Origin of the sequence: Streptomyces sp. Qhu_M48, assembly GCF_051305195.1 — a bacterium.
In the GTDB taxonomy this organism is placed as follows: Bacteria; Actinomycetota; Actinomycetes; order Streptomycetales; family Streptomycetaceae; genus Streptomyces.
Genome location: NZ_CP195432.1, coordinates 1,086,708 through 1,102,443, shown reverse-complemented (window position 1 = coordinate 1,102,443; position 15,736 = coordinate 1,086,708). Strand labels below are relative to the sequence as shown.

Genomic DNA, 15,736 nt, shown 5'->3' with positions numbered 1-15,736 from the left:
GGACCGCTAGGACCGCTGGCAGCCCGGGCACCAGAAGAGGTTGCGGGCCGCCAGCTCCGCCGTGCGGATCTCCGTCCCGCAGAGGTGGCAGGGCAGGTGGGCGCGGCGGTAGACGTAGACCTCGCCGCCGTGGTCGTCCACGCGCGGCGGGCGGCCCATCGCCTCGGGGGTGTGCTCGGGGCGGACCGTGTCGATGCGGTTGAGGCGGACGCCCTCGCGCATCAGTCCCACGAGGTCGGTCCAGATCGCGTCCCAGGCGCGGCGGGTCAGGTCCCTGCCCGCGCGGTACGGGTCGATGCCGTGCCGGAAGAGGACCTCGGCGCGGTAGACGTTGCCGACGCCCGCGATGACCTTCTGGTCCATGAGCAGGGCGGCGAGGGTCGTGCGGGACTTCGAGATCCGGGCCCAGGCCTTGGCGGGGTCGTCGCCGGCGCGGAGCGGGTCCGGGCCCAGGCGGTCGTGTATCGCCCGCTTCTCGGCGTCCGTGATCAGGGCGCAGGCGGTGGGGCCGCGCAGGTCGACGTACGCGTCGGCGTCGGCGATCCGCAGCCGGACGGTGTCGGTGGGCGGTGGGGCGGGCGTGGCGCCGAAGTTCACCTTGCCGAAGAGGCCCAGGTGGATGTGGACCCAGCCCATGCCGGCGAAGCCGAGGAAGAGGTGCTTGCCGTGGGCCTCGGTGGTCTCCAGGACGGTGCCGTCGAGCAGCGCCGCCGAGTCCGCGAACTTGCCCTGCGGGCTGGTCACCCGCACGGACCGGCCGCCGAACCGTTCCCGGTGGTCGGCGGCCAGTCGGTGGATCGTGTGCCCCTCGGGCATCAGGCGGTCGGCTCCTGCGGGTGGTGGGCCGGGATCGGGGGGAGCTCGCCGGTGTTCTCGTACGCGGTGAGCATGTCGATCCGGCGGGTGTGACGCTCGTCACCGGAGTACGGGGTGTTGAGGAAGATCTCGACGAACTTCGTCGCCTCTTCCCGGGTGTGCATCCGGCCGCCGACGGAGATCACGTTGGCGTTGTTGTGCTCGCGGCCGAGGGCGGCGGTCTGCTCGCTCCAGGCGAGGGCGGCGCGCACCCCCTTCACCTTGTTCGCGGCGATCTGCTCCCCGTTGCCGGAGCCGCCGATGACGATGCCCAGGCCGTCCGGGTCCGCGGCCGTCTTCTCGGCGGCGCGCAGGCAGAACGGCGGGTAGTCGTCGAGGGCGTCGTAGATGTGGGGACCGCAGTCGACGGGCTCGTGGCCGTGTGCCGTGAGCCACTCGACGAGGTGGTTCTTGAGTTCGTATCCGGCGTGGTCGGAACCGATGTAGACGCGCATGGTGCCGAGTGTGGCATGTCAGGGGCCGGGTAGCAGGCATCGGGGTCGGGACCCTCATCCGGTCTGGTACGGACCTTCGGCTCTCGCGAGGCCGTCCGCACAACGATCCGGAATGAGGTCTTCCGATCACCCCCGTCCGCAGTGTTCAATGCTCGGGCTCGTGACCCGAGTGCCCCCCACACACAAGGAAGCGTTCATGAACACGCAACCGACCCTGACGAAGGACGGCGAGGAGACCGGCACCACCGGTACGTCGCCCTCCTCCGACGGTCTCAAGGCCGGACTCAAGAACCGCCACCTGTCGATGATCGCCATCGGTGGCGTCATCGGCGCCGGCCTCTTCGTCGGCTCCGGCTCCGGCATCGCCGCCGCGGGCCCCGCGATCCTGCTGTCCTACGCGCTCGTCGGCACCATGGTCGTCTTCGTGATGCGCATGCTCGGCGAGATGGCCGCCGCCCGGCCGTCCTCCGGCTCCTTCTCCGCCTACGCCGACCAGGCGCTCGGCCGCTGGGCCGGATTCAGCATCGGCTGGCTGTACTGGTTCTTCTGGGTCGTCGTCCTCGCCGTCGAGGCGACCGCCGGCGCGGTGATCCTGGAGAGCTGGATCCCGGCCGTCCCGCAGTGGGCCTGGGCGCTCATCGTGATGGTGGTGCTCACCGCCACCAACCTCGGCTCGGTCGCCTCCTACGGCGAGTTCGAGTTCTGGTTCGCCGGGATCAAGGTCGTCGCCATCGGCGCCTTCGTCGTCATCGGCCTGCTCGCGGTCTTCGGGGTGCTCCCCGGCTCGGACAACCCGGGCGCCGGATTCGCGCACCTCACCGACGCCGGGGGCTTCTTCCCGATGGGCGCGGGAGCGATCCTCACCGGTGTCCTGATGGTCGTGTTCTCCTTCATGGGCAGCGAGATCGTCACCCTCGCCGCCGGCGAGTCCGAGGACCCGCAGAAGGCCGTCACCAAGGCGACCAACAGCGTGATCTGGCGGATCGGCGTCTTCTACCTGGGCTCGATCTTCGTCGTCCTGACCCTGCTTCCGTGGGACGACAAGTCGATCGTCGAGAAGGGCTCGTACGTCGCCGCCCTCGACTCCATCGGCATCCCGCACGCCGGCCAGGTCATGAACGTGATCGTCCTCACGGCCGTGCTCTCCTGCCTGAACTCCGGTCTCTACACGGCCTCCCGCATGGCCTTCTCGCTCGGCCGCCGCGGTGACGCCCCCAAGGCCTTCGCCAAGGTCAACAAGCGGGGTGTGCCGGTGCCCGCGATCCTCGGCTCGGTCGTCTTCGGCTTCGTAGCCGTCTTCTTCAACTACAAGTGGCCGGACACCGTCTTCGCGTTCCTGCTGAACTCCTCCGGCGCGGTGGCCCTCTTCGTCTGGCTGGTCATCTGCGTGACCCAGCTGCGGATGCGCGGCATCATCCTGCGCGAGTCGCCGGAGAAGCTCGTCGTGCGGATGTGGCTCTTCCCGTACCTGACGTGGGCGACGATCGCCATGATCGTGTTCGTCCTCGGCTACATGCTCTACGACGGCGGCAGCGCCCGTGAGCAGGTCGTGCTCTCACTCCTGGTGGCCGCGCTGGTCATCGCGATCGCCCTGGTCAAGGAGCGGCTCACGAAGCCCTCCGAACCCTCGGAGCTCTCCGAGCGCGGGTAGCGCCGAAGGCACCCGTACGCGAGAGGGCCCGCCGTTCCCCGGGGAACGGCGGGCCCTCTCGCGTACGCGCGGACGGGCGGGGCTCAGCCCTCGCGGCCGAGGAGCTTCCAGGCCGTCGGCAGGACGCCCATGGCGAGGGCCGCCTTGAGGGCGTCGCCGATGAGGAACGGGGTGAGGCCGGCCGCGACGGCCTGGCCGAGGCTCATGCCGGTGGCGAGGGCCAGGTAGGGGACGCCGACCGCGTAGATGATCGCCGAGCCGAGCACCATCGCGCCGGCGGTGCGCGGGACCGAGCGGTCGGCGCCGCGGCGGGCGAGGGCGCCGACGACCGTGGAGGCGAGGATCATGCCGAGGATGTAGCCGAAGGACGGCATGCCGTAGCCGGAGGTGGCCTGCGCGAACCACGGCACGCCCGCCATGCCCACGACCGCGTACAGGGCCAGGGCGAGGAAGCCGCGCCGGGCGCCGAGCGCGGTGCCGACGAGCAGGGCGGCGAAGGTCTGACCCGAGACCGGGACCGGGGAGCCGGGGACCGGGACCGAGAGCTGCGCGGCGAGGCCGGTGAGGGCGGCGCCGCCGACGACAAGGGCGATGTCGCGGGTGCGGCTCGCGGGGAGCAGGTCGGCGAGGACGGTGCCCGCACGGAGGGAACGGACGGGGGCGGCGGCGGTGCTCATCGGTACTCCGCGAGGGTGAGGGTGGGTGGGACAGGTTGACGGTATGCCAGGAGTGAACGCTCGATCACCGTCAGCCGCCGACAAAGCACAAGCCAGCCGCTTCATCAGGTTCTGACAAAGGGTGGTTTTCATGCCTGGCGCTACGTGACCCTCGTCACTGGCGACTCGACGCGAGACGCCCCTTTTGCGTCAAGGGGAGGTCAACAGAGAGACTGTGGAGTCTCCATAAAGTGTCAACTCCCCGAGAGCGCGAGTCCCCCACCATGCGCGACGCCCCGCCGTCCCCTCTGACCACCGAACCGGAGCCCCTCTCCCACGGTCTGAAGCAGCGTCACCTGACGATGCTGGGGCTCGGCGGTGTGATCGGCGCCGGGCTCTTCGTCGGTTCGGGCGCGGGCATCGCCGTCGCCGGACCCGGCATCGTGGTCTCGTATCTGATCGCCGGCGCCCTCGCGATGCTGGTGATGCGGATGCTGGGCGAGATGGCGGCGGCGATGCCCGCGTCGGGAGCCTTCTCGGTGCACGCGGAACGGGCGCTCGGCCGCTGGGCCGGCTTCTCGGTGGGCTGGCTGTACTGGTTCCTGCTCGTCGTCGTCCTCGCCGTGGAGGCCACGGGCGCGGCGCGGATCGCGAACGGCTGGGTGCCGGGGGTCCCGCAGTGGGGATGGGTGCTGGTCTTCATGGTCGTGTTCACCCTCGCCAACCTCGCGGCGGTGAAGAACTTCGGCGAGTTCGAGTTCTGGTTCGCCGCCCTCAAGGTCGGCGCGATCGTCCTCTTCCTGGTGCTCGGCACGCTCGCGATCGTGGGCTGGCTGCCCGACACGGACCCGGTGGGGCTCGCGAACCTGACCGGGCAGGGCGGATTCCTGCCGAACGGCTGGGCGGGCGTGGTCTCCGGGGTCCTCGCGGTCGTCTTCGCCTTCGGCGGCCTGGAGGTCGTGACGATCGCGGCGGCCGAATCGGACGACCCGGCCAGGAACGTGGCGCGGGCGGTGCGCAGCGCGGTGTGGCGGATCCTCCTCTTCTACGTGGGCTCGATGCTGGTCATCGTGACGCTGCTGCCGTGGACGTCGATGGAGCCGGGCGAGTCGCCGTACGTGGCGGTCCTGGACTCGATCGGGGTGCCGGCGGCGGGCCAGATCATGAACGTGGTGGTGTTCGTGGCGCTGCTCTCGGCGCTCAACGCCAACCTGTACGGCTCCTCGCGGATGGTGTTCTCGCTCGCGGAGCGCGGGGAGGCGCCGAAGGGGCTGCTGCGGGTCTCGGGCGGAGGGGTGCCGCGCCGGGCGGTGCTCGCCTCGGTGGCCTTCGGGTTCGTCTCCGTCCTCCTCAATCTGAAGTGGCCGGATTCCGTCTTCCTCTACATGCTCAACGCGGTCGGCGCGGTGCTCCTCTTCGTCTGGGCGCTGATCGCGGTCTCGCAGCTGCGGCTGCGGCGCAGGATCGAGCGGGAGGCGCCGGAGACACTGACGCTGAGGATGTGGGGCTTCCCCTGGCTGACCTGGGTGGCGCTCGCCGCGATGGGCGCGGTGCTCGTCCTGATGCTGACGGACGACGCGGCCAGGCCGCAGGTGCTGTGGTCGGGGGCGGCGACCGGTGCGGTGCTCCTGGTGGCCTGGGTGCGGGAACTGCGTACGAACCGGAGCTGATTCTTCACCTTGTGTGAAGGTCGTGCCCGTATAGCGGACATGCGTTCCCTGTGAGCGGTGACGCCCCACAGACTGTGGGCTCCCTCCCCGTCTCAGCTAGTGAACAGGGCTCGCCCATGTCTCGGACCACCGCGCCCGCGTCGGCCGACCGCAAGGACGGCGCGACCGCATCTGCCGAGGGCCTCTCGCACGGCCTCAAGCAGCGCCATCTCTCGATGATCGCCCTCGGCGGCGTCATCGGGGCCGGACTCTTCGTCGGCTCCGGCGCCGGCATCGCCGCCGCCGGGCCCTCGATCGTCATCGCCTACGCGATCTCGGGCGTGCTCGTCATGCTCGTGATGCGGATGCTCGGCGAGATGTCCGCGGCGAACCCGGCCTCCGGCTCCTTCTCCGTCCACGCCGAGCGGGCGCTGGGCCCCTGGGCGGGCTTCACCGCGGGCTGGGCCTTCTGGTTCCTGCTCTGCGTCGCCGTCGGCCTCGAGGGCATCGGCGCCGCGAAGATCATGACCGGCTGGTTCCCCGGCAGCCCCGAGTGGGCCTGGGTCGCGCTCTTCATGGTGGTCTTCTGCGCCACCAACCTGGCGGCGGTGAAGAACTTCGGCGAGTTCGAGTTCTGGTTCGCCGCCCTCAAGGTCGGCGCGATCGTCCTCTTCCTCGGCATCGGCGTGCTCGCCATCGTCGGCGTGCTGCCCGGCACGGACGCTCCCGGCACCGCGAACCTCAGCGGTGACGGAGGCTTCTTCCCGCACGGCTCCGAGGGCCTGATCGTCGGTCTGCTCGCCTCCGTCTTCGCGTACGGCGGTCTGGAGACGGTCACCATCGCGGCGGCCGAGTCGGAGCACCCGGTGCAGGGTGTCGCCAAGGCCGTGCGCACGGCGATGTGGCGGATCGCGCTCTTCTACATCGGCTCGATGGCGGTCATCGTCACCCTCGTCCCGTGGGGCGACAAGGCGGTCGTCGAGAAGGGCCCGTACGTCGCGACCCTCGACCACCTGGGCATCCCGGCGGCCGGCCAGATCATGAACGTGGTCGTGCTCGTGGCCCTGCTGTCGGCGATGAACGCCAACATCTACGGCGCCTCCCGCATGGCCGGTTCGCTCGTCTCGCGCGGCCAGGGCCCGAAGGCGCTCGGCCGCACCTTCGGCGGGGTCCCCCGTCCGGCGGTGCTCGTCTCCTCCGTCTTCGGCTTCACCTGTGTGCTGCTGAGCTACTGGCGCCCGGAGGACATCTTCGTCTGGCTGCTCAACACGATCGGCGCGATCATCCTGGTCGTCTGGTTCTTCATCGCCGCCTCCCAGCTGGTGCTGCGCCGCCGCACCGAGCGCGAGGCGCCGGAGAAGCTGGTCGTGCGGATGTGGGCCTTCCCGGTCCTCACCTGGGTGGCGCTCGCCGGCATGGCGGCGATCTTCGTCCTGATGGCCCGTGAGGAGGGCACCCGGGTGCAGCTGTACTGGACGGGCGGCCTGACGCTGCTGCTCGCCGCCGTCGGCTTCGCTCGGCAGAGGCTGCGCGGACCGGTGGCCGAGGAGGCCTGACCCGTACCCCCTGGTCCGGCGCCGCGCCCCGTCGAGCTCACGCTCGGCGGGGCGCGGCGCCGTCTCCGGCCGGTACGCCGGACGGCGGCGGTGGTCCCGTCGGACCTGAGGCGGTTGGACGATGCCGCGGGCGGCGAGGGGCTCGCCGGGGACCGCCTCGATCGCCTCCAGTCCGAGGGTTGGCCCGTTCGGCGGAGCGCTCGGAAGCAGTACGAACGAACCAGGGGACCAGGACCGGCCTAGGACCAAGGACTGATCAACACCTTGCGCACCTACTGTTAGCCTGCACTTGCATATAGGTTGCAATAAGAGGTCAGTCGAAGGGCTCGGTCATGGCGATCTACACACTTCCGGAGCTGCCGTACGACTACGCGGCGCTGGAGCCGGTGATCAATCCGCAGATCATCGAGCTTCACCACGACAAGCACCACGCCGCGTACGTCAAGGGAGCGAACGACACCCTGGAGCAGCTGGAGGAGGCGCGCGACAAGGACCAGTGGGGCGCGATCAACGGCCTGGAGAAGAACCTGGCCTTCCACCTCTCGGGCCACATCCTCCACTCCATCTACTGGAACAACATGAACAGCCCGAAGGAGGGCGGCGGCGGCGAGCCGCTGGCCGCCGACGGCGTCGGTGACCTCGCGGACGCGATCACCGAGTCCTTCGGTTCCTTCGCCAAGTTCAAGGCCCAGCTCACCAAGGCCTCCGCGACCACCCAGGGCTCCGGCTGGGGTGTTCTCGCCTACGAGCCGATCAGCGGCCGCCTCATCGTCGAGCAGGTCTACGACCACCAGGGCAACGTCGGCCAGGGCTCCGTCCCGATCCTGGTCTTCGACGCCTGGGAGCACGCCTTCTACCTGCAGTACAAGAACCAGAAGGTCGACTTCATCGAGGCCATGTGGCAGGTCGTCAACTGGCAGGACGTGAGCAAGCGCTACCACTCCGCCAAGGCCTCGGTCCCCCTGATCTCCTTCTGAGGACCGGAGCCCGCGCAGGGCTCCCCCCGTCGTCCCACTCGTGATCGTCTTCTCAACCTTCACGTGCGGACGGAATGACGAGGAACCCCCGTGATGACATGGATCACGGGGGTTCCTCCATGCCGCCGGGCACGACCCGGCCGAGGCGGACTAGTGGAAGCTGGGCGCCTCGGTCCGGGTGCGCTTGATCTCGTAGAAGCCCGGCGTCGACGCCACGAGCAGCGTGCCGTCCCACAGCCGGGCCGCCGCGTCGCCGCGCGGGGTCGGGGTGACGACGGGGCCGAAGAAGGCCACCTCGTCGCCGTCCGGGCCCGGCACCGCGATGACCGGGGTGCCGACGTCCTGGCCGACCTTGTCGATGCCCTCCGTGTGGGAGGCGCGCAGCTCGGTGTCGTACGTGTCCTTGTCGGCGTACTCGACCAGGTCCTCCGGCAGACCGGCGTCCCGCAGGGCGCCGACGATCGCCTCGCGGGTCGGGCCCTCGCCGTTGTTGTGGAAACGGGTGCCGAGCGCCGTGTAGAGCTTGCCGACGGCCTCGTCGCCGTGCAGCTGCTGGGCGGCGACGACCACCCGGACCGGGCCCCAGGCCTTGGTCTCGATCAGCTCCCGGTACTCGGCCGGGACCTCGTCGAGCCGGTTCTCGTTGAGCACGGCCAGGCTCATGACCTTCCAGCGCACGTCGACCGGGCGGACCCGCTCCACCTCCAGCATCCAGCGGGAGGTCATCCAGGCCCAGGGGCAGAGCGGGTCGAAGTAGAATTCGGCGGTGGTCCTGCTCTCGGACATGTCACTCCTCGGTACGGCCGTGATGAAGGCGGTGTGCCGAAGGAGCGAACGCCGAAGGCGCGTGACGGCATTCCCGTGTGCCGGGTGACAGCCGCACATGGGAGGATCGGTGCTGTTTCGAACGCGCCACGAAGGAGTGACCGTGCCCGGTGAGAATCTGTCCCGCGACGAGGCCGACGAGCGGGCAGCGCTGCTGTCCGTCGACGGGTACGAGGTCGTCCTCGACCTGCGCTCGGCGGTCGGCGACTCCGACGAGGCGGTGCGCACCTTCCGCTCGGAGACGACGATCCGATTCCGCCGCACCGGCGAGGGCACGAGCACGTTCGTCGACCTGATCGCCCCGGCCGTGGACGCGGTGACCCTCAACGGGCGCTCCCTGGACCCGGCCGTCGTCTTCGACGGCGCGCGGATCGCGCTCGACGGCCTCGCCGACGAGAACACGCTCGTGGTCGACGCGCGGTGCGCCTACAGCCGGACCGGCGAGGGCATGCACCGCTTCGTCGACCCGGAGGACGGCGAGGTCTACCTCTACACGCAGTACGAGCCGGCCGACGCCCGCCGTGTGTACGCCACCTTCGAGCAGCCCGACCTGAAGGCCCCCCACCTCTTCTCCGTGACCGCGCCCGAGGGCTGGACGGTCTGGTCGAACGGCGCCGGGGAGCAGGACGCCGAGGGCGTGTGGCGGTTCGCGGAGACGGCGCCGATCTCCACGTACATCACCTGTGTCGTGGCCGGCCCGTACCACTACGTCACGGACACGTACACGCGCGCGCTGCCCGACGGGACCGAGCTGGAGATCCCGCTCGGCGCGATGTGCCGCAAGGGACTCGCCAAGCACTTCGACGCGGACGACGTCTTCCTGATCACCCGGCAGGGCCTCGACTTCTTCCACGACAACTTCGACTACCCGTACCCCTTCGGGAAGTACGACCAGGCCTTCGTCCCCGAGTACAACCTCGGCGCGATGGAGAACCCGGGCCTGGTGACCTTCCGCGAGGAGTACATCTACCGGGGCAAGGTCACCCAGGCCGCGTACGAGAGCCGGGCCAACGTCATCCTGCACGAGATGGCGCACATGTGGTTCGGCGACCTCGTCACCATGGTGTGGTGGGACGACCTCTGGCTGAAGGAGTCCTTCGCGGACTTCATGGGCTCGTTCGCGAACGCCGAGGCCACCCGCTTCACCAACAGCTGGGTGACCTTCGCCAACAACCGCAAGGCCTGGGCGTACCGCGCCGACCAGCTGCCGTCCACCCACCCGATCACGGCCGACATCCGTGACCTGGAGGACGCCAAGCTCAACTTCGACGGCATCACCTACGCCAAGGGCGCGTCGGTCCTCAAGCAGCTCGTCGCGTACGCGGGCCGGGACGCGTTCCTGGAGGGCGCGCGCCGCTACTTCAAGCGCCACGCCTACGGGAACACCCGGCTCGCCGACCTCCTCACCATCCTGGAGGAGACCTCGGGCCGCGACATGAGGTCCTGGGCGAAGTCCTGGCTCCAGACCTCCGGCGTGAACACCCTGACGCCGGCCGTCACCTACGACGCGGAGGGCCGGATCACCGAGCTCGCCGTCGTCCAGGAGGGCGGCGAACTCCGCCCGCACCGGGCCGCCGTGGGCCTCTACCGGCGCACGCCGGACGGTGCGCTCACCCGGTACGCGCGGGCCGAGACCGACCTCACCGGAGCCCGGACCGTCGTCGCCGACCTGGCGGGCGAGGAGAGGCCCGACCTGGTCCTCGTCAACGACGACGACCTCACCTACTGCAAGATCCGCTTCGACGAGGGCTCGCTCGCCACGCTCCGCGCGCACCTCGGCGACATCACCGATCCCCTCGCCCGCGCCCTGTGCTGGTCCGCGCTGTGGAACCTGACCCGTGACGGGCTGATGCCCGCCCGGGACTTCGTCTCCGTGGCGCTCGCCTTCGCGGGCCGCGAGACCGACATCGGCGTCCTCCAGATGGTGCACGCCTGGACGAAGTCGGCCGTCACCCTCTACGCGACCCCCGAGTGGCGCGAGGAGGGCGGGCGACTCCTCGCCGAAGCCGGCCTGCGCGAGCTGCGGGTGGCCGAGCCGGGCAGCGAGCACCAGCTGACCTGGGCGCGGTTCCTCGCCGCGACATCCTCCACCGAGGCCGACCTCCAGCTCCTGGAGGGGCTGCTCGACGGTGCGGCGAAGATCGACGGCCTCGACGTCGACCAGGAGCTGCGCTGGGCGCTGCTCTCCCCGCTGGCCGTGCACGGCCGCGCGGACGAGGCCCGGATCGGCGAGGAGCTGTCCCGGGACGACACGGCGACGGGCAAGCGCCACCAGGTCCGCCTGCTCGCCTCGCGCCCCTCGGCCGCGGTCAAGGCGCAGGCCTGGGCGCAGGTCGTCGAGGCGGACACCCTGTCGAACGCGCTGGTCGAGGCGACCATCGCGGGCTTCGTCCAGCCCTCGCAGCGCGCACTGATCGCCCCGTACGCGGAGAAGTACTTCGCGGCGATCGAGCGGCTGTGGGACGAGCGGTCGATCCAGATCGGCATCGACGTGGTCAAGGGCCTCTTCCCGGGGCTCCAGGACGACGAGGCGACGCTGACCGCGACGGACGCCTGGCTCTCGGCGCACGAGTCGGCCGCGCCGGCGCTGCGCCGTCTGGTCCTGGAGGCACGGGACGACCTGGCGCGGGCCCTGCGCGCGCAGGCGTGCGACCGCCTGGCGGCGTGACGCCGCAACCGCCGGGGTAGGGGGTCGCGGGCTTCGGCCCGCGGCCCCCTTCGGGCGTTCCGGCCCCGGTGGACGCGCCCCTCATCGGCAGTCGAACGCGCGTACTTTAGGGCGAGCTTGTCCCCAATTGTCGACGAGCGTGTAACAGGGGTTAGGGGAGCCTTCGGAAGCGGAAGACCCCCGGCATGAACCACAACGCCCCCATCACCCCCCGCCCCCTCCCCCTCGCCTCCCGCACCGGTCGTACGGAACGCCTGGCGTCCGCCGACCAGTTGAGGGCCCGGGGCGTCCCCGCCGGCGAGGTCGCGGCGCGCTGCCGGCCCGGCGGCTGGCAGCAGCTGCTGCCCGGCGTCTTCCTGCTCCAGCCGGGGCCGCCCACCAGCGAGGACCGGCTGCACGCGGCACTGCTCTACGCCCGCAGGACCGCGACCGTGCCCACGCAGGGACCCGACGCGATGATCACCGGGCTCGCCGCGCTGAACCTGCACCGCCTCCCCTCCGCTCCCCCGCTCACCTCCCTGGAGCGGATCGACGTCCTGGTCCCGCGCACCCGGCGGCTGCGCTCGACCGGCTGGGTGCGGGTGGTGCGCGCCCCCGAGGCCCCCGAGCCGGTCGAGCTGACGGGTGTGCCGGTCGCCCCGGTCGCCCGCGCCGTCGCCGACGCGGTGTCCGGGCTCTCGGACGCGGAGACCGTACGCCGCCTGCTCACCGAGGCGGTGCGCGGCGGGCACTGCGAACCGGGTGCGGTGGTACGGGAGTTGAGTCGCGCACGGCTGCTCACCCGGCCGCACGTGGTGGACGCGGTGGACGCGCTGCTCGCCGAGGGGCGGTCGCTCTCCGAGGAGCGGCTGTACGAGATGGTGCGGGAGTTCGGCCTGCCGGACCCGCTGTGGAACGTGGACCTGCGGCTGCCGGGCGGCCCGCACCTGGGCGGGGTGGACGCCTACTGGCCGGACCAGGCGGTCGCCGTCGAGCTGGACACCCGGGCGCCCCGGCAGGAGGACGACGCGCTGTGGTCGGAGTGCACCCGCAAGCGGGAGCACCTGGAGCGGCTCGGCATCACGGTCGTCCACCTGACCCCGCGCAAGCTGCGCGAGGCGATGGACCAGCAGGCCACGGTGGTGCGTACGGCCCTGATGGCCGCGCCCGACCGGCAGCCCGCCGCGTACGTCGTCGTCCTGCCCCGGTGACCCGCCGGGGGGCGCCGCCGCCTCCGGCTTTGAGCGGTTTCAGCCGTTCGACGGATCGGCGAGCCGGGAGCGGCCGGCCGGGGGCCGTTCGCGCCAGAGGTCGAGGCCGATGTCGACGAGTTCGACGCGGGCCAGATCGGGGACGGCGTCGAGCGGTTGCCAGGCGGCGAGGTCCGTGGAGCCACCGGTCTCGTTGCGGAGCGCACCGCCGGTGACCTGGACCTCGTAGATGATCCGCAGCCCCTGGAAGTCTCCGGGACCCGCGAGGCGGCGCAGCCAGGCGCGGCGGATGGAGTCGATTCCGAGGAGGGCGGTGGGTTCGGCGAGGTAGCCCGTCTCCTCCTCCACCTCGCGGACCACGGTCTGTACGGGTTCCTCCCCGTGGTCCATGCCGCCGCCCGGCAGGGTCCACCGTTTGGTGCCGTCGCCCGCCACCCAGCGGGCGAGGAGCACCTCCCCGTCCCGTACGCACACGGCGTAGGCCGCCACCCTCAACTCCTGCTTCATGAGCCGAGGTTAGAGCCAGTACGTGGGGTATGTCCGGCCCGTGGCCCGGGCGGAGCCGAGACCGGCCGCGACCAGGAGGAGGGAGGCGAGGGCGAGAAGGCCGAGAAACGACCAGAACGGCGGGGACTGGAGGGCGACGATCACGGCGGTGGCCGCGGCGGGCGAGTGCGGGGTACGGGCCAGCGTCATGACGCCCAGGGCGAGGCCTCCCGCGACGGCGGCGCCCCAGGGGCCGGGGCCGGCCACGGCCAGGACGGCGAATCCGGTGAGGGCGGAGAGCAGCTGGCCGCCGACGACCGAACGCGGCTGGGACAGCGGCAGATCGGGGGCGCCCGCCACCAGGGCCATGCTCGCGGCGAGCGGCGGGACGAGCAGGGGCCGGTCGAGCACGGTCCCGACGGCTACCAGGACCAGGAGCGCGGCGACACCGACGGCGGTGGAGCCGAGCAGGACCCGGGGGCGGGGGCGCGGGGGCGGGCCGGGGCGGGTGGTCCCGGCGGGGTTCGGGGCGGCCGCGGTCGTGGGCGGGAAGCTGCCGGGGGCCGGGGTCGTGGTCACGGGTCCTCGGGGGTGTCGGCGGGCGGGGTGGCGGTCACGGGTCCTCGGGGGTGTCGGCGGGCGGGGTGGCGGTCACGGGTCCTCAGGCGATGTCGGCGGGCGGGTTGGACGGGGAGTACTCCGGGGCCGACCAGCGCAGGGGGCTCCCCGCCGGGTTCTCGACGACGCGCGCGACACGGAAGCGGGTGACGCGCCCCTCGGGGCCGTACTCGGTGTGCGCGAGGCCGCTCAGCTGGAGCGTCGTCCCGGTCTCCCAGTCCAGGAAGAGCAGGCCCGCGCGGCCGTCCGCCTCCAGGTTCCCCAGGGTCAGGAACATGGCGTTGCCGGGGTAGTCGCGCCAGCTGAGCTCCCGGGACGTGTCGACCCGGACGAAACCGGGGTTGCCGCCGCGATGGCTGGTGTCGACACCGTCCGGGGCGGCGGTGGCCACGAAGAAGGTGTCGGCGGCACGGACGCGGCGCACCTGGTCGGGGGCGAGCGCCTCGCCGTGCCGCACGGCACCGGTCTCGGGGCGGGCGGCGTCGGAGCCGTACCACTCCCGCTTCTGGAGGTACTTCGGGCAGTTCGAGAAGACCTGTTCGGCCTCGATCGTGAACCCGCGCGCGCTGGGCCGGGCGATGCCGTTGAGGCGCATGCGGCGGCGGGTGCGGGGGTCGAGGGCGAGGGTGCCGACGGGCGTGCCGGCGGAGGTGATCGCGTCGGCGAGCGGGTCGTGGGCCGGGACGCCGCCGGCGACGGAGACGGTGTGCGGGCCGGTGGCGCGGGTGAAGCCGGGCGGGCCCGTGAGGAGGCCGGCCCAGACGCCGCCGGCGGGGTCCGCCGCGCCGATCATCAGCATCGGCTGGGCCTCCAGGAAGGCGGCGGCGACGGGCCGGATGCCGGGGGTGATGGAGCGGCCGACGTGCGCGGCGAGCTCCTGGACGCCGAGGTGCGCCTGCACGGCGAGGGAGCCGTCGTGGTAGGCGGGGACGCTGGTCATCGGGTCCTCCTAGAAGAAACCGCAGGTCGGAGCGGATTCCGAGGGGGCTTCCGCGCCCTCCGCGCCCTTCGGGACCGAGATCTCCAGGCGGGTGCCGTCCGGGTCGTGGAAGAAGATGCCGCCGGAGGCCGCGCCCTCGCGGTGGGCCACCACGCCCTCGTACGCGAAGGTGGCGCCGCGCGCGGTGAGCGCGGCCTCGGCGGCGCGGACGTGGTCGAGGGACTCCGCCTCGAAGGCGAGGTGGTGGAGGCCGGCGCTGCCGGAGGCGTAAGCGGTGTCGGCCTGCTGCCAGAGGGTGAGGACCAGGCGGCCGCCCTGGCCCAGGAAGGCGAAGTGGCTGTCCCCCTCGGCGCCCCGGCCGAGGGTCTCGAAGCCGAGGACGTCCCCGTAGAAGGCGAGCGAGCGGTCGAGGTCGGTGACGTTGAGGCCGACGTGGTGGGTGGTGAGCGTGCCGATCGCGGTCATGGTGGTCCTCCTGGTGTGGCCGGCCCCCCTCGGGCTAACCTCTTACCTCGACTTTAGAGGTTAGAAACGAGAGCGTCAACCGCTCACGTACTCTTGAGGGGTTAGTTCATCGAGGAGGGCTCCCGCCATGACCGCCATCGACCCACGGCCGCTCACCGGCGAGCCCGTCTCCCTGGACCTCCTCAACACCCGCTGGAACGAGGAGGGCGTCCGCCGGGACCTGCTCGCCGGGGTCGAGGGCCTCGCGGTCTGGCTCGCCGCCAACGGCTTGGACGGGCGGTTCGCCGCCGACGCCGCCACCCTGCGCCACACCCTCACCGCCCGGGACGCGCTGGCCGCGCTCGTCGACCACCCCGGCGACCCCGCCGCCACCGCACGGGTCGACGCCGTCCTCGACCACGGCCGCATCCGGGCCACGCTCACCGCCGAAGGCCCCGGCGAACGCCCCGAGTTCGACGACCCCGCCCGGGGCCCGGGCTGGACCGCCGCCCGCGACTACCTCGACCTGCTGCGCGGCGCCCCCGACCGCATCCGGGCCTGCGCCCACGAGGCGTGCATCCTGCACTTCTTCGACACCTCACGGAACGGCACCCGCCGCTGGTGCTCGATGGCGGTCTGCGGCAACCGCGCCAAGGCCTCGCGCCACTACGCCCGCACGAAGGAGAGCTGAGGCGGCGACCCGAGGGGCGGAGCCGGCGGGGAGAGCCCCGACCCGTCCCGACCCTTGGACAATGGATTGGACAAG

15 protein-coding genes are annotated in these 15,736 nt (G+C 71.7%); 7 read left to right on the top strand and 8 right to left on the bottom strand.

The genetic code is table 11. From position 1 onward, the window contains the following. Positions 1-6 precede the first annotated feature (6 nt). Positions 7-816: an Fpg/Nei family DNA glycosylase gene (locus ACRRSS_RS05230; protein WP_435970038.1), complete on the bottom strand. Its 810-nt coding sequence runs from the start codon at positions 814-816 to the stop codon at positions 7-9. Then, positions 816-1,310, bottom strand: coding sequence for a ribose-5-phosphate isomerase (locus tag ACRRSS_RS05225; RefSeq protein ID WP_351906466.1), 495 nt, complete (start codon positions 1,308-1,310; stop codon positions 816-818). The genes ACRRSS_RS05230 and ACRRSS_RS05225 overlap by 1 nt, the downstream gene beginning before the upstream one ends. A gap of 196 nt (positions 1,311-1,506) precedes the next feature. Between ACRRSS_RS05225 and ACRRSS_RS05220 the strand changes: the two genes are divergently transcribed. After that, a complete protein-coding gene (locus ACRRSS_RS05220) occupies positions 1,507-2,961 on the top strand; it encodes an amino acid permease (protein ID WP_435970037.1) in 1,455 nt (484 codons plus the stop codon). 83 nt (positions 2,962-3,044) lie between these two features. Here the strand turns inward: ACRRSS_RS05220 and ACRRSS_RS05215 are convergent, their stop codons facing one another. Then, complete coding sequence (locus tag ACRRSS_RS05215) at positions 3,045-3,638, bottom strand: biotin transporter BioY (RefSeq protein WP_435970036.1); 594 nt, start codon at positions 3,636-3,638, stop codon at positions 3,045-3,047. Positions 3,639-3,901: 263 nt separating this feature from the next. Between ACRRSS_RS05215 and ACRRSS_RS05210 the strand changes: the two genes are divergently transcribed. The 3 genes from ACRRSS_RS05210 to ACRRSS_RS05200 all read left to right on the top strand — a co-directional run bounded on the left by ACRRSS_RS05210 (position 3,902) and on the right by ACRRSS_RS05200 (position 7,799). Then, entirely contained in the window at positions 3,902-5,287 is a 1,386-nt protein-coding gene (locus ACRRSS_RS05210; protein WP_435975256.1) for an amino acid permease, read from the top strand. A gap of 116 nt (positions 5,288-5,403) precedes the next feature. After that, positions 5,404-6,822: an amino acid permease gene (locus ACRRSS_RS05205; protein ID WP_435970035.1), complete on the top strand. Its 1,419-nt coding sequence runs from the start codon at positions 5,404-5,406 to the stop codon at positions 6,820-6,822. A 332-nt stretch (positions 6,823-7,154) separates the two neighbouring features. Continuing rightward, entirely contained in the window at positions 7,155-7,799 is a 645-nt protein-coding gene (locus ACRRSS_RS05200) for a superoxide dismutase (RefSeq protein ID WP_435970034.1), read from the top strand. A 150-nt stretch (positions 7,800-7,949) separates the two neighbouring features. Here ACRRSS_RS05200 and ACRRSS_RS05195 read toward each other — a convergent pair whose 3' ends face one another. Next, positions 7,950-8,585: a mycothiol-dependent nitroreductase Rv2466c family protein gene (locus ACRRSS_RS05195; RefSeq protein ID WP_435970033.1), complete on the bottom strand. Its 636-nt coding sequence runs from the start codon at positions 8,583-8,585 to the stop codon at positions 7,950-7,952. A 142-nt stretch (positions 8,586-8,727) separates the two neighbouring features. Between ACRRSS_RS05195 and pepN the strand changes: the two genes are divergently transcribed. Both pepN and ACRRSS_RS05185 read left to right on the top strand, forming a co-directional pair. Continuing rightward, a complete protein-coding gene (gene pepN / locus ACRRSS_RS05190) occupies positions 8,728-11,292 on the top strand; it encodes an aminopeptidase N (protein WP_435970032.1) in 2,565 nt (854 codons plus the stop codon). A 185-nt stretch (positions 11,293-11,477) separates the two neighbouring features. Next, positions 11,478-12,482: a hypothetical protein gene (locus ACRRSS_RS05185; RefSeq protein ID WP_435970031.1), complete on the top strand. Its 1,005-nt coding sequence runs from the start codon at positions 11,478-11,480 to the stop codon at positions 12,480-12,482. 39 nt (positions 12,483-12,521) lie between these two features. Here ACRRSS_RS05185 and ACRRSS_RS05180 read toward each other — a convergent pair whose 3' ends face one another. The 4 genes from ACRRSS_RS05180 to ACRRSS_RS05165 form a co-directional block, all read right to left on the bottom strand. Then, complete coding sequence (locus ACRRSS_RS05180) at positions 12,522-12,989, bottom strand: NUDIX hydrolase (RefSeq protein ID WP_435970030.1); 468 nt, start codon at positions 12,987-12,989, stop codon at positions 12,522-12,524. Positions 12,990-12,998: 9 nt separating this feature from the next. After that, complete coding sequence (locus ACRRSS_RS05175) at positions 12,999-13,547, bottom strand: HPP family protein (protein WP_435970029.1); 549 nt, start codon at positions 13,545-13,547, stop codon at positions 12,999-13,001. 82 nt (positions 13,548-13,629) lie between these two features. Next, a complete protein-coding gene (locus tag ACRRSS_RS05170; protein ID WP_435970028.1) occupies positions 13,630-14,526 on the bottom strand; it encodes a pyridoxamine 5'-phosphate oxidase family protein in 897 nt (298 codons plus the stop codon). 9 nt (positions 14,527-14,535) lie between these two features. Beyond that, a complete protein-coding gene (locus ACRRSS_RS05165) occupies positions 14,536-14,991 on the bottom strand; it encodes a VOC family protein (RefSeq protein WP_435970027.1) in 456 nt (151 codons plus the stop codon). Between the two features lie 127 nt (positions 14,992-15,118). Between ACRRSS_RS05165 and ACRRSS_RS05160 the strand changes: the two genes are divergently transcribed. Next, the gene (locus ACRRSS_RS05160) at positions 15,119-15,661 is read left to right on the top strand and encodes a CGNR zinc finger domain-containing protein (protein ID WP_435970026.1); all 543 of its coding nucleotides are present in this window, start codon (positions 15,119-15,121) and stop codon (positions 15,659-15,661) included. The last annotated feature ends 75 nt before the right edge of the window (positions 15,662-15,736 follow it).